The 20,097-nt window shown below is 55.1% G+C and carries 19 protein-coding genes; 10 read left to right on the forward strand and 9 right to left on the reverse strand.

Translation table 11 applies throughout. The annotated features are described in order from the left end of the window. Positions 1–251: 251 nt before the first annotated feature. The 3 genes from ACZF99_RS05470 (at position 252) to ACZF99_RS05480 (ending at position 2,560) form a co-directional block, all read left to right on the forward strand. On the forward strand, positions 252–1,037 hold the full coding sequence (locus ACZF99_RS05470) for an amino acid ABC transporter substrate-binding protein (protein WP_483609726.1): 786 nt from the start codon (positions 252–254) through the stop codon (positions 1,035–1,037). A gap of 101 nt (positions 1,038–1,138) precedes the next feature. Beyond that, entirely contained in the window at positions 1,139–1,798 is a 660-nt protein-coding gene (locus ACZF99_RS05475; protein WP_483609728.1) for an amino acid ABC transporter permease, read from the forward strand. A 12-nt stretch (positions 1,799–1,810) separates the two neighbouring features. Continuing rightward, on the forward strand, positions 1,811–2,560 hold the full coding sequence (locus ACZF99_RS05480) for an amino acid ABC transporter ATP-binding protein (RefSeq protein WP_483609730.1): 750 nt from the start codon (positions 1,811–1,813) through the stop codon (positions 2,558–2,560). Between the two features lie 82 nt (positions 2,561–2,642). Here the strand turns inward: ACZF99_RS05480 and ACZF99_RS05485 are convergent, their stop codons facing one another. Next, a complete protein-coding gene (locus ACZF99_RS05485) occupies positions 2,643–4,448 on the reverse strand; it encodes a stalk domain-containing protein (RefSeq protein ID WP_483609732.1) in 1,806 nt (601 codons plus the stop codon). 152 nt (positions 4,449–4,600) lie between these two features. Between ACZF99_RS05485 and ACZF99_RS05490 the strand changes: the two genes are divergently transcribed. Next, entirely contained in the window at positions 4,601–5,761 is a 1,161-nt protein-coding gene (locus ACZF99_RS05490) for an SGNH/GDSL hydrolase family protein (RefSeq protein WP_483609734.1), read from the forward strand. A 101-nt stretch (positions 5,762–5,862) separates the two neighbouring features. On the opposite strand, the gene ACZF99_RS05495 is transcribed toward ACZF99_RS05490, so the two are convergent. Continuing rightward, positions 5,863–6,066 (reverse strand): helix-turn-helix domain-containing protein, encoded by a 204-nt coding sequence (locus tag ACZF99_RS05495; protein ID WP_483609736.1) that lies wholly within the window; start codon positions 6,064–6,066, stop codon positions 5,863–5,865. A gap of 187 nt (positions 6,067–6,253) precedes the next feature. Here ACZF99_RS05495 and ACZF99_RS05500 point away from each other — a divergent pair, with 187 nt between their 5' ends. Continuing rightward, positions 6,254–6,547: a DUF6809 family protein gene (locus ACZF99_RS05500; protein ID WP_483609738.1), complete on the forward strand. Its 294-nt coding sequence runs from the start codon at positions 6,254–6,256 to the stop codon at positions 6,545–6,547. A 160-nt stretch (positions 6,548–6,707) separates the two neighbouring features. Here the strand turns inward: ACZF99_RS05500 and ACZF99_RS05505 are convergent, their stop codons facing one another. The 4 genes from ACZF99_RS05505 to ACZF99_RS05520 form a co-directional block, all read right to left on the reverse strand. Beyond that, on the reverse strand, positions 6,708–7,811 hold the full coding sequence (locus ACZF99_RS05505) for a Ger(x)C family spore germination protein (protein ID WP_483609740.1): 1,104 nt from the start codon (positions 7,809–7,811) through the stop codon (positions 6,708–6,710). Then, the gene (locus ACZF99_RS05510) at positions 7,804–8,886 is read right to left on the reverse strand and encodes a GerAB/ArcD/ProY family transporter (protein ID WP_483609742.1); all 1,083 of its coding nucleotides are present in this window, start codon (positions 8,884–8,886) and stop codon (positions 7,804–7,806) included. The genes ACZF99_RS05505 and ACZF99_RS05510 overlap by 8 nt, the downstream gene beginning before the upstream one ends. A 9-nt stretch (positions 8,887–8,895) precedes the next feature. Then, entirely contained in the window at positions 8,896–10,389 is a 1,494-nt protein-coding gene (locus ACZF99_RS05515; RefSeq protein WP_483609744.1) for a spore germination protein, read from the reverse strand. A gap of 143 nt (positions 10,390–10,532) precedes the next feature. Next, on the reverse strand, positions 10,533–11,264 hold the full coding sequence (locus ACZF99_RS05520; RefSeq protein ID WP_483612559.1) for an HAD family hydrolase: 732 nt from the start codon (positions 11,262–11,264) through the stop codon (positions 10,533–10,535). Between the two features lie 205 nt (positions 11,265–11,469). Here ACZF99_RS05520 and ACZF99_RS05525 point away from each other — a divergent pair, with 205 nt between their 5' ends. The 3 genes from ACZF99_RS05525 to ACZF99_RS05535 all read left to right on the forward strand — a co-directional run bounded on the left by ACZF99_RS05525 (position 11,470) and on the right by ACZF99_RS05535 (position 15,492). After that, positions 11,470–13,230: a cache domain-containing sensor histidine kinase gene (locus ACZF99_RS05525; protein WP_483609747.1), complete on the forward strand. Its 1,761-nt coding sequence runs from the start codon at positions 11,470–11,472 to the stop codon at positions 13,228–13,230. Continuing rightward, on the forward strand, positions 13,227–14,024 hold the full coding sequence (locus tag ACZF99_RS05530; protein WP_483609749.1) for a response regulator transcription factor: 798 nt from the start codon (positions 13,227–13,229) through the stop codon (positions 14,022–14,024). The genes ACZF99_RS05525 and ACZF99_RS05530 overlap by 4 nt, the downstream gene beginning before the upstream one ends. Positions 14,025–14,163: 139 nt before the next feature. After that, positions 14,164–15,492, forward strand: coding sequence for an extracellular solute-binding protein (locus tag ACZF99_RS05535; protein ID WP_483609751.1), 1,329 nt, complete (start codon positions 14,164–14,166; stop codon positions 15,490–15,492). Positions 15,493–15,544: 52 nt separating this feature from the next. Here ACZF99_RS05535 and ACZF99_RS05540 read toward each other — a convergent pair whose 3' ends face one another. Next, a complete protein-coding gene (locus ACZF99_RS05540; RefSeq protein ID WP_483609753.1) occupies positions 15,545–16,468 on the reverse strand; it encodes an AEC family transporter in 924 nt (307 codons plus the stop codon). Positions 16,469–16,644: 176 nt separating this feature from the next. Between ACZF99_RS05540 and ACZF99_RS05545 the strand changes: the two genes are divergently transcribed. Then, entirely contained in the window at positions 16,645–17,499 is an 855-nt protein-coding gene (locus ACZF99_RS05545; RefSeq protein WP_483609755.1) for a GNAT family N-acetyltransferase, read from the forward strand. A gap of 19 nt (positions 17,500–17,518) precedes the next feature. On the opposite strand, the gene ACZF99_RS05550 is transcribed toward ACZF99_RS05545, so the two are convergent. After that, positions 17,519–17,974 carry a threonine/serine exporter family protein gene (locus ACZF99_RS05550; protein ID WP_483609756.1) on the reverse strand — a complete coding sequence of 152 codons (456 nt, stop codon included), beginning with the start codon at positions 17,972–17,974 and terminating at the stop codon, positions 17,519–17,521. A gap of 28 nt (positions 17,975–18,002) precedes the next feature. Then, complete coding sequence (locus ACZF99_RS05555; protein ID WP_483609758.1) at positions 18,003–18,761, reverse strand: threonine/serine exporter family protein; 759 nt, start codon at positions 18,759–18,761, stop codon at positions 18,003–18,005. Between the two features lie 188 nt (positions 18,762–18,949). On the opposite strand from ACZF99_RS05555, the gene ACZF99_RS05560 reads away from it, so the two are divergent. Then, the gene (locus ACZF99_RS05560; protein ID WP_483609760.1) at positions 18,950–20,023 is read left to right on the forward strand and encodes a GGDEF domain-containing protein; all 1,074 of its coding nucleotides are present in this window, start codon (positions 18,950–18,952) and stop codon (positions 20,021–20,023) included. Positions 20,024–20,097: the final 74 nt, after the last annotated feature.

A 20,097-nucleotide genomic window follows, 5' to 3' on the forward strand; every position in this document is an offset into this window, starting at 1 on the left:
TTGGTAGTGTGGTATCATGATAGTCTGATAACGTATTAGCGAACTAAAGCGAAGAGCCTACTTGTAGAAGCAAGCACAAGAAGCAGCAGCACAAAGAAAGCAACGAAAAGGCAGCAACGAAAAAGTAGCAACGAAAAGGAAGATTCACAAGCAGCTTACACAAGCTGAAGCACACAAGCAGAAGCACACAAGCAGAAGCACACAAAAAAGCTTGCACACAAAGAGGCTAACTTCAGGGGGAGAGAGACAAGATGAAAGCGAACAAAAAGATGGTTTTGATGGGCCTCGTGATGGCTCTGGCCTTGACGATGCTGGCGGGGTGTTCGGGCTCGGGCTCCGGCAAAGACGACGGCAAGCTGGTGATCGGTATCGACGATAAATTCGCACCGATGGGCTTCCGCGACGAGAATAACGAAATCGTCGGCTTCGACATTGATTATGCCAAAGCGGCGGCGGAGAAGATGGGGATGGAGGCGACTTTCCAGCCGATTGACTGGTCGGCCAAGGAATCCGAGCTGAACAGCGGGCGGATCGACTTGATCTGGAACGGCTATACGATTACGGAGGAACGCAAAGGAAAAGTATTGTTTACGAAGCCTTATTTGAAAAACAGCCAGGTCGTGGTAACGCTGGCCGACTCGGATATCGCCCAAATAAGCGATTTGGCCGGCAAGGCCGTAGGGCTGCAGTCGTTGTCATCCGCGGCGGACGCCCTGAACGCGGCCCCGATCAAAAGCGAGATTAAAACGGTGTCCGAATTTCCGGACAACGTGCTGGCGCTCACCGATCTCAAGACGAAACGGCTGGACGCGGTCGTGATTGACGAGGTCGTGGCGCGGTACTATATGTCCAAAGAAGAGGGAACGTTTAAGCTCCTGGACGAATCGCTGGCGCCTGAAGAATACGGTGTCGGTGTGAAGAAGGACAACGAGGAGCTGTTGAACAAGCTGCAGCAGGCGCTCGACGAACTGAACCAGGACGGTACCGCATCCGAAATTTCGCAAGAATGGTTCGGCGAAGACAAGGTGCTGAAGTAGGAACGAACCCGCCCAAACCGGATTGCTACGGAATCCGGTTTTTTGCTGGCCTCCGCTAGGCCGGCAAGGCGTCGTACAAGTCTATAACGAGGAGAACAACAATGAGTCTGGAGTATATGTTAAATATCCTGGGGCCGATGCTGGAAGGGACGAAAACGACGATCCTGCTGTTTGTGCTGGCGATCGTGACGTCGATTCCGCTGGGATTTGCCTTTACGTTTATGGTGCGCAGCCGCATCAAACCGGTCGCCTGGTTTGCCGGCGCTTATATTTACGTTATGCGCGGCACGCCGCTGCTGCTGCAAATGCTGGTCGTCTGCTTCGGGTTGCCGGTGATCCCGGGCATCGGCGAGTATCTCGTGATGGACCGGTTCGTGGCCGCTTGCGTGGCGTTTACGCTGAATTACGCGGCTTATTTCGCCGAGATTTTCCGCGGCGGCCTGCTGGCGATCGATAAAGGCCAATACGAGGCGGCAAAGGTGCTGGGCCTCAGCCGCTGGCAGACGACGACGCGGATCGTGTTGCCGCAGATGTTGCGGATCGCGCTGCCCGCCGTCTCGAACGAGTCGATCACGCTGGTCAAGGATACGGCGCTGCTTTATGCGGTAGCCGTGCCCGAGCTGCTGCATTTTGCGCAGACGGCGGTCAACCGGGATTTTACGATCCTGCCGTTCGCGCTTGCGGGCGTTTTATACCTGTTGATGACGCTGGTGCTTACCGTGCTGTTCAAGACGCTGGAGCGGAAGTTTAAATTCGAGTAGAGGGCTGGAATCATGAATCAAGCAATCGTGGAAGTCGATCAAATCCGAAAATCGTTTGGCGCCCTGGAGGTGCTTAAGGACGTTTCTTTTAACGTTGCGGCAAGTGAGGTGCTGGCGGTGATCGGACCGTCGGGCTCGGGCAAAAGCACAATGCTGCGCACCCTGGCCCATCTTGAAGAAATCAACGGGGGAAGCATCCGCATCGGCGGCGAGGTTTTGGCACAGGACGGACGGTATGCCGGCGGCGCGAAAATCAAGGAAATCACCGCCCGCATGGGCATGGTGTTCCAGCATTTCAACCTGTTTCCGCATCTCACGGTGCGCGGCAACCTGGAATTGGCCCCCAAGCTGGTCAAAGGGTGGCCGGCTGCGGACATTCGCGCTAAAGCTTCGGAACTGCTGGAGAAGGTGGGGCTGTCCGACAAAGCCGACGTTTACCCGTCCAATCTGTCCGGCGGGCAAAAGCAGCGGGTCGCCATTGCGCGCGCGCTGATGATGAATCCGGAGATTTTGCTGTTCGACGAGCCAACCTCGGCGCTCGACCCCGAGTTGACGGGCGAGGTGCTGCAGGTCATGAAGCGGCTCGCCGAAGAGCGGATGACGATGATCGTCGTCACGCACGAGATGGGCTTCGCGCGGGAGGTGGCCGACCGCGTCATGTTTATGGCGGACGGCGAAATCATCGAGTCGGGCCGGCCGGAGCAGCTGTTCGGAGCGCCTCGGCATGAGCGGACCCGGTCCTTTTTGCAGAGGGTACTCTAACGTGAAAATAATAACGGCGGCAAACCTCAAACTTCGTCGTGGAAGTTTCGAGGCTGCCGCCGTTTTTAGCTGCGAATTTACTTTATTTCACCGAATATACCCCTTCTTTGTAAACCAACGTATACAGCATGCCCGACTCGGTCAACAAGGATTGGTCGATGTTGTCCTTGGTCAAACGGCGCTGTTTGCCATCGGCAGCGATGTGGTAAATGCCGGGCTCGTAGCCCTGGGACACGTAGTAGACGCCGGACTTGTTGACCTCGAAGGTCGTATCGGCCGTAGCGCCGGGCGCCAGGGGTGCCAGACTCGTCTCCTTGCCGGTGGCCGGGTCCAAGCGGAATAACTCCAGCTCATTGCCGTTCGAAGCCGTATAATAAAATACGTTTTCGAACAGCCGAATCTGGGAGATTCTTCGCGACGACACGGCGTTAGCGGTCTCGCCGCCCTCCAGCCCCGTTTGCATCAGGCGCCCCGAGCTTCCATCCCAATAATAGATCCGATCGCCGATCAGCCAGAATTGACGTGCGCCAGTCGCCAGCTTCACGTGCGTCCGGCCGGTCGTATCGATCCGGTACACGGCGTTGGGATCCTTCAAATCGCTATCCTTGAAGCCGATCGCATAGAGTGCGCCGTCCTTCAACGCCAGCGTGGAGTCGCTCCTGAACCCGACCCCTTCGTTTTTTTCCACGGAGCGGGCGACGCCATAGGCATACCCGGGCTCTCCAAGCAACGACTTCTCCCCGGTGTTCAAGTCGAGCCGGCTCAAGTTGTTCGCCATCTCCGTCATAAACCGGAAATCGGTGTAGTAGAGGGTATCCCGGTCTTTGACGGCACCAACAAAGTCTTTGGCCGATAATACCTCTTGCAGCGCCCCGTTCTTTACCCGGTACAGCGTGTCGCCGCCCATCGTCAAATCCCCAACATGGAGGTTTACGAACAACTCGTTATCCCATTTCCGCACATCCGACAGCCAGCCGTCTTCGGGCCGCCAGTCGCCAAGCGAGGCGATTTTCCGCACCTCCCGTTTCCCGAGGTCATACGCGTACAGATCGGCTTGGTTATTTACGGTCGACACGTAATAATAATCATCCCCGATCCGTTGTCCCGAATGAAATATCGGCTTGCCGGGCACTTGAATTCGGATTGCCTTTTTCCCTTCCGTTTGCCGGAATAGCTGCTCCTCCAAGGAAGCGCCGTTGTCCCGGATAACGGTCTTCAGGTAATACACGTCGGTTCCAAATTGAGTCAGCGGGGTTGAGAGGTTCTCGTAATCCACCCGTTTACGCCGATCGGTCAACTGCGTTCGGATGGAATCCTTCGCCGCCAGCGTCTGCGGGTGCTTGAGGTCAATGGCCGTATCTCCGATCAGGATCAGGCCGTCCAGCCAATCGATATGTTTGCCGAGCGCCGTCGCGGCATCCCTTAGGGGCAGCATGACGCGCCCGCCGATCTTTTGCGGGGGAACGTTGAGCTTCACGGATTTGCCGTTAATGAGCATCGTCGTGCTGTTCACCTTAAACTTCACCGTTCTCTTTAACGGAATGTTTTGGAGGAGCACATCATTAGGCGTCTTGGCGTTCCAGACAACGTCCCAATACCCTTGATTCTCCCCCGTCGTATGCTCGGCCAGGTATCCCATCAGGCGGATCGGCACGAGGACGCGTCCGTTTCGCTGCACGACCTCGTAATCCCCGCCGATATCCGTCTTCTGTCCTTGCATAAACGCTTTGCCTTGGTAGTCGTAAGGAATGATTGCCAGCTTGCTGAAAGCCTCCTTCAGCGAGGGGCTGCCGCTTCCTTGGTTGTCGGCCTCCTCTGCGGCATGAACCCCGGCCGTTCCAAGTCCAAGGCAGGCCGCCAATAGCAGCAGGATGAATTTCTTTTTCAAAACGAAACGCTCCCTTCCATGACAAGTGCCAATAAGTTCTATAGTAACTAGACGCTTCCACGCTCATAAAAGTTTCTGTTTTCGGAGGGACGACCCATGGTAGAATCATACATGAAGTCGTTTACATCAGACGGGATGGAGGAGAAATACAGATGATGGATCAATATGCTTCGGCAACCGTCGTTTCGGCGGCATGCAATTATATTATGGAGCGTCCGGACAAGTTCACGCATACTTATCGGACGTACGTGAAATTAAGGGAAAACGGGCCGCTGGAGCTTAGGTTCTGGCACAGCAACGCCATCGATTCCACGTGGGATACCGGATCGGTCGCCCGCGGCGGGGCATTTGGCGGAGAATGGCGGATCGAAGCCGCCTACGTTGCGGACGGCGGCGCGGTACCGGACGGTTCGGTCGAACCGGGCTCACAGGTTCGCGTCACGTTTGACGGCGGCAGCGGGACCCGAGCGGTTGCCCCCGGAGCGAAGTTCTGGAGCGACCCGGTCAAGATCGATCTGCCGGAAGGGCATCTGCTGGCGTTCACTTGGACGATTTCCACGGAGTCGGGGGGCAAAACGGTTCCTTACAATACCGAGCAGATGCTGGTGACCGCTTATGACGCGCCGGGCGCATGCGCCGATGCGGCGGGTGCCGAAGGCTTCGCACCGTCGGAAAATCTGCTGGTGCTGCCCGCATTGATCGCCAGCGCAAAGCCGGTACAGCGGCGCCTCGTATTCCTTGGCGATTCGATTACGCAAGGCGTGAGAACCCGCAAGGACGGGTACGAATATTGGGTGGCGCGGATCGCCGACGGCTTGGGAAGCGATTATGCCGTATGGAATCTCGGTTCCGGCTGGGCAAGAGCCTATGATGCCGCGGCAGGCGGCGCTTGGCTGGACAAGGTGATGCTGGGCCAGGTTCCGGGGACGGGGACGCAGATGATCCTGGCGCTTGGGGTGAACGATATCGACATCGGGGCTCGCACATCCGAGGAGCTGTTGACCGATCTGACGACGATCATCTCCGCGTTGCGTCAAAACGACCCGTCCGCGGAAATCATCCTGTTTACCGTCCCTCCGTTTAACTTCAGCGAAGAGCGGGAGCAGGTCTGGCGGCGGGTCAACGATCAAATCCGCTCCGCCTCGCTCCCGGGTGTCGACCGCGTGTTTGACATGGCGGCATTGCTGTCTCAGCCCGCCCCCCTTGAGCATCGGCTGCGCCAAGAGTTCATGAGCTCGGCGGACGATCCCCATCCGAACGGAGCAGCCGGCAAAGTGGTCGCGGAAGCTTTCTTGGCCTGGTATTCGTCCTAGCATGTGTTATAAAAGAGAAATGGCAATGCGAAGGAGTGATCCTTGCGTTGCCATTTTTTGTTGTATTCCATAGTCTCGTCCCACTTCTCGCAGGAGTTGCATTACTCCATATCAATCAATTCATGAATGTGTACATTTAAGGCTTTGCATATTTGCTCAAGGGTGCTGATATAAATTCTGTCCGTTGTTCCCCTGCAAAGGGCATTTATCGTTCCAGGACGCATATTGACCATTATGGCTAGCTGACGTTGCGAAATATTCCTTTCATCCAAAAGTTGCTGTAATCTAATTTTTATTTTTCCCATAACAATCTTTCCCCCAAGTAATATATAGAACAATATACCATAGATGTACTAAAAATATATTGACTGTTACGCTGTAGCGTCATATAATAAAAATGTGACGTTACAGCGTATCGGTCTAGAATGATTACTGCAAAAACCATGAGTACTTTGAAGGAAAATTGAAGTCCACATGAAAGGAAGATCGAAAATGAGGAGTATCTTGGAAGCCTTATATTACGGCGATATTCGTCCGGAAGAAAGTATCGTTCCGACAAATCCCGAATACCGCACGATTAGCAGAAAGGTATCTGAAGCCATGAAAATATGGAAAGAAAAACTATCTTCCGATGAGTTCAACCAGCTTGAAGCGATGCTCGATTTGCGCAGCCAATCCGAATCGATGCATGCTACAGACTCTTTTATTCACGGGTTTCAGCTAGGAGCAATAATGCTTATGGAGGTGTATGCAGCTAAAGAGGAACTTGCATTAGGTTTAAGGTAGCGGATCGTAAAGAGCCGCCTCTTAAAACTTCTCCTCTCGCAAAGGGGAAAGAGGCGGCTTTTGCCTTTTTCAATTTACAAAAATTCCGCCATTTTCAACTTCAACCTACAGTGCATGAAAAGGAAAGCGCTGCAGAGCTAAGGCCGCTGAACGGTTGTCCCTAATCGAAATAAGCTCCGAAATTCTTCATGTAGAAGGAGCAGTGGACGCGTATCGGCATTTGAGGGAACAACTCGTGCCAGGAGTTTTTTTTCCATTCTTCGTGACCCATTTTGTTTCGCACGTATTTGCCAAGACCGATGCTATCGGTTCGGTTTTGCTGCAGCGTCCTGATGATCCGCATCGATTCCGTGGCGATGTGCTGGCTGACCAGACGTTCAACTTTTGCTCGTTCGGGCGTGCTAAGTTTTGCACCGCCGAGGTATTCCTCCACGCCTCCCTCGACCTTAAGATAAATATCCGCTTCGTATTCGCCGGACGAACGTTTCGTAACTTCGATCCGGCGTTTGCTTTTGACGGCCCGGAAGGAGATGGATTTCAGATCGGGGTCATCCGACGATAAGCTGAACTCGCCTTGCTTCAGATTTTGATACAGAAGCGAGAACAGATAAAGATCTTCCCCGGGCAGCTTGCCGATCATCCGGTCTCCCCGGAACAAGGCGATGCCGCTGATGGCAATGTCCTTGCCCTGCTCCTTGATTATGATGGCGATCGGGTCCGTCCCGTCGTCATAATAATCGCGGGTAAACTGATACAGCGCGGTGCGGGGCGTTGACTGATTGTTGAATTCCTTTTGCAGCATCTTGTTGATGTAGTTGGCCGTTTTGGTGTGGCGCGGATATTCGTGGCTGATCAATTCACCGGCTTTCCCATCGACGACGATCATGGCGGTCCGGATGGAAATGCTCGGGTCGCGGAGGAACGTATCCATATACGTCCAAAGACCTCGGCGGGCCAACGCTTCCCCGAACATAAACGTACGAATCTGCCCGCTGACGATGGTTCGGCTGGTCTGAAAGGATAGGGACGACTTCGCTTCCTTGGGGCTTGAACAAGTCGTTCTGAGCAACTCATCCGTCGTTTCGCCGTTTTTGGCAAACTGCGTGACCAGCGGCATACTGATCGTTGCTTGCAGCTTGTTTTCGGGAGCCGCGTCAAATGCGGCGGTTTCGATATAGCCGATCCGTTCCAGAATGCGCTGATCCTGACTGCAGCCGGCGAGAAGGAAGCAGAGGACGGCGGTCAGGAATAGACGTCTAAGCATGTTTCTTGAACCTCCTTTGCATCAGAAGAAGCAGGAGCAGAAGCAAAGGGAAGCCGAAGGAGAAGCCGAGCTGTGCGATCGTCAAATATCGAAACCAGGCTTCCACCTCGATCAAGGATTTCGGAATCAATCCTACACAGGCGGTTGCGACCATGGATAGAACAATGATCATTTTCCAGGGGATGCGGCGGAAGACCTGCGACATCACCGCCTGGCCGGACCAATAGTACATCGCCCCCGTATGCAGGATCGAAAACAGGAACAGGCTGAACAGAAAGTTCTGAATGCGCTCAATGAACGGAAACCTTAAATAGGCATACATGTCGAGTATCGGAAAAGAGGAATGAATCAAAGCTTTATGGCTGAAGAAGCCGTAAGCCAAAAAGGTGACCAACAGGTAAATGAACATGGTGATCCCGTTTCCGAGATGGATATATTTCAGCCATTTTTTGTTGTTTTCCGCATAGGGAAACAGAAAAAGGCATAGCTCGTATCCCATATACGCGCCATATAGCCGGATAAAACCCTCCTTCATATCTGTTCCCTCCTGGAGCAAAAACGGCGTTAGCCGTACCAAATCGAATTCGTCGAGGAAGAAAAAGGCGAGCGGAATTTGCAGCAACAGCAGCAACGAGAAGATGACATTCGCCTTGGACATGGTGTAGATCCCTTTAGCGACATAGAGAAATACGAGTACGTCCACATAGATCTTAAGCAACATATCCGAGGTTGTCGGAAAGATCAGCATCTGATAGATCAAGGCATACTGCTTGATGACCAGACAGCCGATCATGCTGAACAGCCCCCATAGCAGCACATACAGCGGAATCAGAAGGAACCGCGGCAGCGAGGCCCCGAGAATGTCAAATACGGATCTCCCCCCGCCCATCCGGTAAACCGCGGATATCAGCATAATGTTCAGCGTAACGAGCAGGAACATCGGGACAAGCATCAACCAGCCGTTGGTCCCAAAGTAGCGGGCCGTGATCCGCGGCAGGGTGAACAGGACGATCCCGCTTTGGGTGTTGAACACCATGAGGGCGATATGGAAGCGATTCAGTTTCTCCCGGTCCAATTGGGTCACCTATTTCTTCATTTTGTTGGTTGTTTGATTGGGTGTACGGGATTGCTTCGGACGCTTGGAAAACATCCAGAAGGGCCCCCGGATAAAAGTGTCCTTCCAGTCGGTCGGTTTCACCGGCGCGAGCGGTAGCATGTAAGGCGCTCCCAGGCTGGTCAGCTTGGACATGTGGATGATCACCAGTCCCAAGCCGAACATGAATCCGAAATTCCCGAGCATCCCCGACAAGAGGATTAGAGCAAACCGAATGAGACGGATCGAACCGCTCATCGTGTAGCTGGGAATGACGAACGAAGCGATGGCGGACATCGCCGCGGCGATGATCAGGATGTTGCTGGTAAATCCGGCTTCCACCGCCGCCGTGCCGATGACGATCCCGCCGACGATCCCGATCGTTTGTCCGATCTTGGACGGCAGACGGGCGCCGGCCTCGCGCAGCAGCTCCAGGGTGGTTTCCATCAGCAAAGCCTCCAGGACCGGGGGAAAAGGGACGCGGCTGCGCGATTCGGACAACGAGGCCAGCAAATTTTGCGGAATCATCTCGTAATGGTATGTCGTGATGGCGACATACATCGAGGTGAGCGTCAGCGTAAGCACAAAGGCGACATACCGCATGACCCGAAGAAACGTGCCGACGGCCCAGCGGCTGTAATAATCGTCGGGTGAGGTGAAAAATTCGAAGAGCGTCGTAGGCCCTATGACGACCGAGGGGCTTTGGTCAAAAATGACGACGACCCGGCCTTCATTTAGTTTGGAGACGGCGACGTCGGGACGCTCCGAGGTCAGGAACAGCGGAAAGATCGTAGACGGAAAATCCTCGATCAATTGCACGAACATGCTGCCGTCGAAAACCGCGCTGTATTCGATGCTGCGAATCCGGTCGGACATGCGGTTGACGAAATCCATATTGGCGATTTCGTCGATATACAGTAAGCATACCTTGGACTTGAATACTTCGCCGACCTCGAATTGACCGACCTTCAACCGGCTGCTTTTTACCCTGCGGCGGATGATGGACAGATTGGTGTCCAACGACTCAATAAATGAGTCATGCGGGCCGACAATGGAGGACTCCGTCTGTGACGACTCGATCGGCCGTATCTCGGGTCCGTAAACGGAAATGAGATATACTCCTTGCGGCACGAACAAGGCGGCATCCCCATCCAAAACGCCGCGGACAACTTTCGTTGTATCGACCTCGCGGATGAATTGGGACTGCTGCAGGAGCCCGTTCAGATCTTCCCGCCGGATGTTTTCCAGCGGAATCACCACGTTGTTGATAAACTTCTGCTTGTCGACCATGTGATCGAAGTATAAGATATCGGCCTGGATCACCGGGTACGTCCGATGCTTCAGATCGGAGCAGCCCCGGAATTCGTCCAACACGCGGTTCAGCGACAGCGGGCCGGGAGCCTGGGGTTCGGATACATGAGACGTTTGCTGCTGGGGACTTTGTCTGGCCATCGTGATGATGGATTTTAGTAATCGGGAGAACAAGGTGCAATTCCTCCAGCCGAGGTATTTTCTTCTATTGTGCTTTAGCCATGGCCGAACTATGCAAGGAAGACGCGCGGGGGATATGCCAAGCCCAAAAAAAGAGAATGCTGCAGTCTAGTGCAGCATTCCTCGATCTTCTCGTTCTATGACGATTCGCCCAGCAGCAGCCGGGTGAGTTCGGCATAATCGGTTACCGGTTCATGGCGGGGATACGGCTCCGATTCGGGCCGGACACCGCGATGGTTGAACCAGATCACGCGCCAGCCGGCACCGGCCGCTCCTACGACGTCGTTGCGCCAAGAGTCTCCGATATAGCAGCACTGATCGGGTGCCTTGCCGAGCTTCCCGGCAATAAGCTCAAACAACCGAACGTCCGGTTTGGTCAGGCCTACCGCCCCCGAGATGAACACCAACTCGGCGGGAATCAGACGGTCTGCCCCAAGCGCCCGGATTTTCATCCATTGGTGCTCCGGCGGACCGTTCGTAATCACCCCGACGATGGCGCCCCGCGCTTGCAGCGCGCCGATCAGCTCCAGCGCTCCGGGGAACGGCCGGATGTCAAATTGACGGTTTAAGTAAGCGGACTGAACCGCCGCGGCCTGTTCGGGCGTCAGCAAGAGGCCGAACTCGCCAAGCGAACGCACGAAGCGCTCGGTTCGCATCGATTCGAGCACTCGGCCATGCGTCGGCGTGCCGCCGGCCTCGGCGGACAGGAAATCGCTGTAGTAGCGCATCCGGTGATAGGCCGGCTCGTAGGGAAAGTCCGGCCCGGTGCCTAAAGTCTCTTCCAGCGCTGCGCGAAAAGGCTGCAGATGGTCGTACAACGTATCGTCGACGTCAAAAAAAACCGCGTGGTTTGGCGCAATCGGCTTCATCGTCATCATTCTCTTCTCCCTCTTGTGACCGCAGTAGAAAACCATGGCCTTTTCCATTAAAATGCTTATGTACTGTTATGCGGCGGGAACCGCCGCCTCCTCATTATACGGGACGGATTCGAAAAAGACATAGTTTCATCCGGCTTTTTTCGGTATTATGATGGGATCGGAGGGTACACTTTGGACGGAAAGGTATTGACCGGACGTGAAAAAACCGAAACGATGGTTTACTTTAAGAAATCAAATCTTTATCAGTTTCATGCTGCTGATGGTTTTTGTTCTAGGGATCGCCAGCGTACTGACGTATTCCCGGGTGTCCGCGCTGCTGGAAACCAATGCCGAGAAGCATATCAGCCAAACCGCCCTGCAAGCGAACGGCCGCCTGGATGCGCTTATCGCCCAAATCAATACGTTGACGACGCAGGTCGCCACCGACGACTATGTACAGCAACTGCTGCTGGCCGAGGTCGAAGGGCAGGAGACGCCCTTTAGCTCGCGCCAATCGCTGTTGCCCTTATTTAGCGATTACCAAGCTTACGTTACCGGCATCAAATCGCTTGAATTGTATACGAACGATTACCGCCGCTTGTTCCCGCTGAACGAAACCCAATTGATCGATACGACCGAATCGCAATGGATTAATGCGGCCAATTGGGGCAAAGGGGCGCTCGTGTGGATCGGCGTCGATCCGCGCGACCCTTCTTCCGTGCTGGCGCTGCGCCGGGTCAGCCTGCTCGACCGCTGGTTTTCGTCCGGGGGATATCTCATGGTCCGGATCGACCGGTCTTATTTTCAAATTCAAGAGCAGATCGATGGCGAAGTCGGGGAATACATTTTGCTGGTCGATGGGAATCAGCGGCCGGTCGCGACGAATTTCAACTTTCCCGCGGAGGATTTGGATTTGAAGGAACTGCTGGGCAACGAGGGGAAAAACATCGCGATCGGCGGACAAGAGTTTATCAAGGTGAAGCAAGCTTCCAAAGCGACGGGATGGACGCTGGTCTTCTTTACGCCGATCAGCTATGTGACCAGCGGGATTTCCGCCCTGCGCACGGCGGTCCTAGCTTCGGGAGCGATCGGGGTGCTGCTGTTCCTGATCATGTCGCTGTCCCTGTCCACCATGATCACCCGGCCGATTTTTCGGCTGATCAAGGCGATGCGCGGGGCAAGGTTCGGGGTGCTGCAGCGCAATCCGATGTTCTCCAAGACGATGGAAATCAACGAGTTGAACAATTCGTACAACCAGATGGTCGACAATATGAACGAATTGATCCGCGTCGTCTACGAGAAGGAGCTCCTGCAAAGCCGTACCGAGCTCAAAGCGCTTCAGGCGCAAATCAACCCGCATTTCCTGTTCAACACACTGGAGGCCTTCTATTGGTCGCTGGAGGACAAAGGCGAGGAGGAACTGGCCAACCTGGTGGTCGGCATGTCCAGTTTGTTCCGGTACATCATCAGCAGCCCAAACCAGGACGAATGGGTGACGATCGAGGACGAGCTCGAGCATGTAGAACGTTATCTGCAACTGATGGATATCCGTCTTGCGGAACGACTAACCTGGTCTATTGATGCCGGCGATTTCAGCCACGTCAAAATTCCGAAGCTGCTGATTCAGCCGCTGGTGGAGAATGCGATCTTGCACGGGGTCGAGAATCAAATCGGCCAAGGCGTAGTCAGCGTGAGCGTCGAATCCTCGGAGCGGGAGGGGTACGTGAAAATCACCGTGCAAGATAACGGCCCCGGGATGGACGAGGAGACGCTGCTCGGCTTGAAGCAGGCGATGGAAGGGGGGCCTTCCATTTCCACCAAGGGGACAGGGGTCGGTATCGTGAACGTACAGCGGCGGCTGCGCTTGTATTTTGACGGGGAGCAAGGCGAAACCCTCGGGCTGCAGGTGACGAGTCACCCGGGCGAAGGAACGACCGTAAGCTTTGAAATTCCTAATGAATACGGGGGAACGGCATGAAGCAGACAAAAACGATTCTGGTGGTGGAGGATGAGCCGAGAACGAGACAAGGGTTTACGAAAACGCTGGAGGCCTGGTCCGCCGGCCGATATCGGATCGAGGCGATGGACAGCGGGCAGGCTGCGCTCGCTTGGCTGGAGAACCATGTCGCTCATCTGCTGATCACCGATATCCGCATGCCCGGCATCAGCGGGCTGGAACTGATCGAAATGCAGCAGCGCCACAAGCAGTTCAAACCGGTCGCGATCATCATCTCGGGGTATGCGGAATTCGAATACGCGCAAAAAGCGATGCAACTGGGCGTCGTCAATTACTTGCTCAAGCCGGTGGACAAGCATAAGCTGGTTCAGGCCGTGGAGCAGGCGCTGCGGGTCGAGGACGACCGTCACCGGATCGAAACGATGGAGAAGCTGGTCGACCCGCGGCTGCTGGAGACGAAGGAGACGGATACGCAGTATACGCCTCAGGTGCGCGAGGCGCTGAAGTTCCTGGACGAGCATTTGCACGAGCCGATCACGATGCGTCAGGTTGCCGACCGGCTGCACTTGAATCCCAGTTATTTCAGCGTGCTGTTCAAGGAGCAGACCGACCTGACCTTCAGCGAATATATCAGCCGGTTGCGGGTGCTTCGCGCCAAGGAGCTGCTGCTGCGAACGACGCTGTCCGTCGGGGAGATCGCCGAACGGGTGGGTTACCAAAGCGATAAATATTTCATCAAGGTGTTCAAAAGCTATGAAGGGATGAGCCCCAGCAAATACCGCAGCCAAACGAAGGAGACGGAGGAGAACGATTAGGAAGGGCGGGAAGGATGCGATATGGCGGTAAAAAATATTCCAGCCCGTGACGTGCTATGGAAGCGGAATCATCATCGTGATACACTTGGATTGAAGCGGTTACACGAAATCGCCGTGTGATGACTAGGGGGATCAAGGCATGTCCAACCATAAAACAGCGTCAATTCTATTGATTGCAGTTCTCCTGTTGCTGGGACTCTCCGGCTGCGACGGCGATAAGGCGGCGGGAGGCGGCGCGGAAGGCCAGGAGACATCGGCTGCGGGCGGGAACGTGACCATCCAATTCATGCACCTGTGGCCGGCGGGTAGTTCTCCGCAGCAAAACAGGCTGGTGAACGAGATTATCGACCAGTATCAAGCCGAGCATCCGAATATCACGATTCAGCAGGAAGTTATGGAAAACGAGCAGTATAAGAACAAATTAAAAATCCTGTCCGCCGCGAACGAGCTTCCCGATGTCGGCGTCACCTGGGCTGCCGGATTCATGGACCCGTACGTGAAGGGCGACCTGTTCGCCCCGCTCGACGATTTGCTGGACCGCGGCTTGAAGGACCAATTCGTTCCGGGCGCAACCGATGCTTACGCGGTGCAGGGAAGAACGTACGGCTTGCCGATCGAGCTGAACATTTCGCCGATCTATTATAATAAAGCTATTTTTGATAAATACGATCTGGAAGTGCCGCATACCTACGATCAGTTCCTGGACGTGATCCGTACGTTGAACAGCAAAGGGGTAACGCCCATCGCGCTTGGGAACCGGGACCGGTGGACGGGCTCGATCTGGTATATGTACCTTGCCGACCGGCTCGGCGGACCGGAAACGTTGAAGAAGGCGATCGACCGCTCCGGCACCTTCGAGGATCCGGCGCTGATTCAGGCGGCTGCCGAAATTCAACAGCTGGTGGATATGAACGCGTTTAACAAAGGCTTTAACGGCTTGTCCAATGAAGAAGGCAAATCCGTATTCATGAATGAACAGGCAGCCATGTTCCTGGCAGGAACTTGGGAGGTTCCTAACTTTACGAGCAATCCGGACGTCCCCATGAGTTTCAAACAGAATGTGGGCTTCTTCAAATTCCCGACCTTCGCCGGCGGCAAGGGGGATATCAACAGTTGGGTAGGCGGGCCTGGCGTAGGCTTGTTTGTCGCGGAGAACTCCAAAGTCAAAGATGAAGCGAAGAAATTCGTGGAGTATTTCATCAGCAAGTGGGGGGCCGAATCGGTCAGCACGGCGGGGGTTATTCCGGCAACGAAGGTAGACACTTCCGCTTCGGATTTGCCGCAGCTCTATATCGATTTGCTGGATGAGCTGAACAATGCCAGCAACCTGACTTTATTTGCCGACGTGCAGATGAAATGGAACGCCGCGCAGACGCACCTGAACATGATTCAGGCGCTGTTCGGCAAAGCGGTCACACCGGAACAATTCGTGAAAGAGCATGAGGCCGCTTTGCAGCAAGGCGGCTAAACGCGGGTAAGAACAAGCGCCTTCCGCATCGTCCGCGGAAGGCGCTTGAACGTTATCCGACGTATTGCGATAAGAAGATCAGGGCCGTCATCGTGATGATGTTCAGCAGCGTGGAGATCAGCACGGTTTGCGAGGCGAAGTCCGGCTCGTTGTCGTATTCTTCCGCAAGAATCGTGCTGTTCACGCCGGTCGGCATACCGGAAGCGATCAGCAGGGCTTGGGCGGGGATCCCCTTGAGGCCCAGCGCCCACACCAGCGCGAACCCGATGGCCGGACCGATCAGCAGGCGCAGGGCTACGCTAACGTAAACGTCGATCCGGTCGAGCCGCAGCGGATATTTGACGATTTGCGCGCCAAGCGTCAGCAAAGCGATGGCGACCATCGAGTCGGCGATGTAGCCCAGCGGCTTGGCCGCGAAGTAAGGGAGCGGCCACTCAAGCAAGTGCAGCGCCATCCCCAGCACCAAGGCGTAAGGCACGGGCATCTTCAGAAATCCGATCAGGGCGGCTTTTAGCGTGCCGCCGGATTTGGCCCGTTGAACGGACATCACCCCATAGGTGAACGTGACCAGGCTCTGGAACGTCATGACCAGCGCTTGGACCGAAGCGGCCAGCGGATCGCCTTTAAAGACCAGTTGGTTAATCGGCAACCCGTAATTGCCGGAGTTGTCGAGGATCAGACTGTTGGCGAAAGCGGCCCGCATGCCCGGTCCAAACTTCAAGCGCCGGCTGACGAGCAGGCTGACCCCATAGAGCAGGAGGACGTACAATACATAAAATCCCGTAACCCCTCCCAGCAGTTCCGCCGACATTTCCGATTCGTACATACTTACGAATACGACCGCGGGAGTCACGAAGTAGAAATTGATCTTGGCCAGCGTGTACAAATCGAGCTTAAAGGCGCGCTGCATCAAAGCTCCCAGTCCGATTATGACGAAAATGGGCAAAACGACGTCCAATACAATATCGCCGATCATAGCTAGCAGTTCACTTCTTTCTTTGTCGCATAGATTGAATACCGTTCGTAGGCAGTCGCTTGTTATTATATCACGCCCGCCGCAGCATAGAAGATGCAAAAATGACCTGCGGCCGCCGGGTGTGTTACAATGGCTTCACAGTGAAACAAAGGAAGGTTTAAAGGAGTGAATACGCCATGAAGAAGCCATCCCCGCAGAATCATTCCGTGCTTGACGACATGGAACGGGTGATCGCTCTGGAAGCGGAGTTGACGAAATTCAATAATGAGCGTTCCCTGTTCTTGACGGAATCCCGCTTGAGGGTGGCGCAAACCGGCGGGACGACGCTGATGATCGACGAGATGTCCCCGCAGTCGAGCTATTATAACCGCGTGATCGGTTTTGGTCCGGCGGATTTGGAACGGCTGACCGACATTCTCGCGGAATATGGCGAAGCAGGCATCGATCCGTGTTTCGATATGACGCCGAACCGGCAAACCGGCGAGGTGGCGGAGGCTTTGGCGGCGAAGGGGTTCGTGCCAAGGCTGCAGCTCGCTGTTCTAAAGAATGAACGCATCGGGGAGGATCCGGGGCATGAGAGATGGCCGCAACCCGGGGCGGAGTTCGAAATCGCCCGCGTCTCCGGCGAGGAGGAAGCCCTTTCCTTTATCGGGCTGATCGAGAGGTCGCGCGGGGGGGAAGGCATGGCGCCGGACGAGGCGGTTGCGCGGCGGAAGAGCGGGTATTTTTACCGGGACGATTTTCAAAATTTCGTCGCTTATGCAGACGGGGAGCCTGCAGGCATGGGATCCTTGTTTATTCGCGGGGACTCCGGGTATTTGGCCAACGATTTCACGTTCCCCGAGCAGCGGAGACGCGGCGTGCAAACGGCGCTGATCCGGCATCGGCTGCGGACGGCGGCGTCGCTCGGACTGAAGCGGGTGTATACCGATGTCGAGTTCGCGTCGGGCAGCCACGCAAATATGCTGAAATGCGGATTTGAACTGGTCTATGTGAACGCGTTCTGGATGAAATCGGCGCTGCCGCAGTAAGCGGACCTGCGCCGGTTTTTTATTTGGCCGGCCGTCCGCGGAGACGCCGCGGTACCCGCCGAATCAGAAGTTGGCCCAGCACTTCGGACAATACGAGGCCGATCGCGATCGAACCGGACAGAAGAAAGGCCTTGGCGGCGAGCTCGACGGCCAGATCGTATTGGTTCTCCACGAAACGGCGCATGGCATCATATGCCAGTCCGCCGGGGACCAGCGGAATGATGCCGGCCACGCTGAAGATAATGACGGGTTTCTTGTAGATCCGGGCAAACAGCTGGCTCAGGGCACCGACCAGAAAAGTCGCGGCAACGGTCGCAAATACGCCTCCCATCCGCTGTTCCAGCAAGATGTACACCATCCAGCCGACCATGCCGGATAAGCCGCACTGGAGCAGCGTTCGTTTCGGGGCGTTAAAGAGGATGCCAAAAGCCCCTGAAGCGATAAAGCTGGCAAATAGATGAACGAGGATATACATCGGAGGTTTCTTCTCCTTCCGGCCGTTATCAAATCAATGTAAACACGACGGCGATCCCGGCTCCGATGGCAAAGGCCGTGAGAAAGGCCTCCGCTCCGCGGGACAATCCGGAAACCAAATGACCGGCCATCAGATCCCTGACCGCATTCGTGATCAGCAGGCCCGGTACAAGGGGCATTACGGAGCCAATAATGATCTTATCCAGCTCTCGGCCAATGGATAACTGCACGAAACCGAGCGCGAGAAGACCGATCAGCAGTGCAGCCGTAAATTCGGCGAAAAATTTCACCTTTACCAGCCGATGGAACAGCAGGTATGCGGCAAACCCTAAGCCGCCGCACAATAGGCCCGGCAGGAAATCGCTCAATGGGCCGCGGAACATCAGCGTGAAGCAGCCGCTTGACAGCGCCGCAGCCGCGATTTGCAGCGGCATGGGATAGGCGTGCTTCATCGTCTCGATCTCAAGCAGAAGGACCTGCGCCTCCGCGGCCGACAGCTCTCCGCTACCGAGCTTCCGGGAAACGTCGTTCACCGCCGATACCTTCTGCAGATCGGTCGTACGCTCCACGATGCGAATTAACTTGGCCGATTGCGTCTCGCCGGATTGAAAGACGATTCCCGTCGGCGTCACGTAACTATGCGATCCGGAAAGCCCCAGCGCATCGGCCATCCGGGTCATCGTGTCCTCCACGCGGTAAGTTTCCGCTCCGCTTTGCAGCATGATTTTTCCCGCCAAAAGGCATACCTGTACAGGCTCCTGTCCCTGGATCGCAGCCGTGTCGCTCATCGCTGTCACCCTTTCATGATTCTGACGCCATTATAACATGTTGAAGAAGAGAGAAAAACGATTCGACAGGTCATGTCGTAAAATGTCGAATAAAAACGAAAAATTAGCAGAAATCCCTTATTTTTGTCTCTTTTGTATGGTATGCTATCCCTACTCACCCTGCATCACAGATCAGAGAGGGACAACAGATGCTGCAAAGCTTATTGAACAATTATACGCTGTTGACGACAGCGATCTTTTTTGGATATATGATCAAAAACCAAATACCGGATAATCGCCTGAAAAAAACGCGGATCACCCGGATCCTGCTGGGAGGCGCGCTTGGATTGCTGGGCGTTCTGCTGATGTATTACAATTTTTCGATCACCGGGCATGTCGTGGCCGATTTCAGACAGTTGCCGATCCTGATTTCGGTCTACCTGGGGGGCGGTATTTCGGGCGTCGTCACCGCCCTATTGATCGTCTTGTATCGCATGCTGTTCTTGCACGGGTTCGGGATACATTCCGTGATCGCCGCAATCCATGCGCCCGTGACGCTTTTGATCGGGTGCTTGTTGCTGCGCGGTCGGAAGACCACGCTCCGGCGCCTGGTCTCCGCCCTGGTGCTGAGCGCGTTGAGCGCGGCAATAATCATGACGATCCTGAGCCATGGCCGTTCCTTCAAGGAGATCTTGTTTTTTGTTCCTTTGCTCATCGCGGCCGGTCTATTTGCGTTTGCGATGCTGCGTTATTTGCGCAACAGGGATGATTCCATCCGTATCATGCGGGAAGCGGCGAACCGCGACTTTTTGACCAGCCTGTACAATTCCCGGGCATTCGAAGTGATAATGGAGCAAAAGATCGCCGCCGTCCAGCGGGACAAAATCCCGTTTACGCTGCTGCTTGTCGATATCGATCATTTTAAGCAGGTGAACGATATGTACGGCCATCCGGCGGGAGATGCGGTGCTGCTGCAAATCGCCGATGTCATGAGGGACACGTTCCGGCCGGGAGACCATATCGCTCGCAAAGGCGGCGAAGAGTTCGTGATCCTGGTCGATCATTGCGATGCCGAGCAAATCCGGGTCATTGCCGAGCGGCTGCGAAGCAACGTGGAAAACCACGTCTTTATCCTGCCGGATGGGGGAGAGGTGAGACTGACGATCTCGGCGGGCAGCGCGACGTACCCGAACGTCCAAGAGGAAGAGCTGATCGTCAAGGCGGACCAGGCGCTCTATCAAGCGAAGGAAGCGGGGAGAAACCGGGTGTATCGCTCCGAATAACCGGATGGCCGAGCAACGAACCGTCCTCAACATAAAGAGAAGCCTTTCGCGTCAGCGGACGCGGAAGGCTTTTT

The organism is Paenibacillus sp. JL3B1040 (assembly GCF_057063165.1).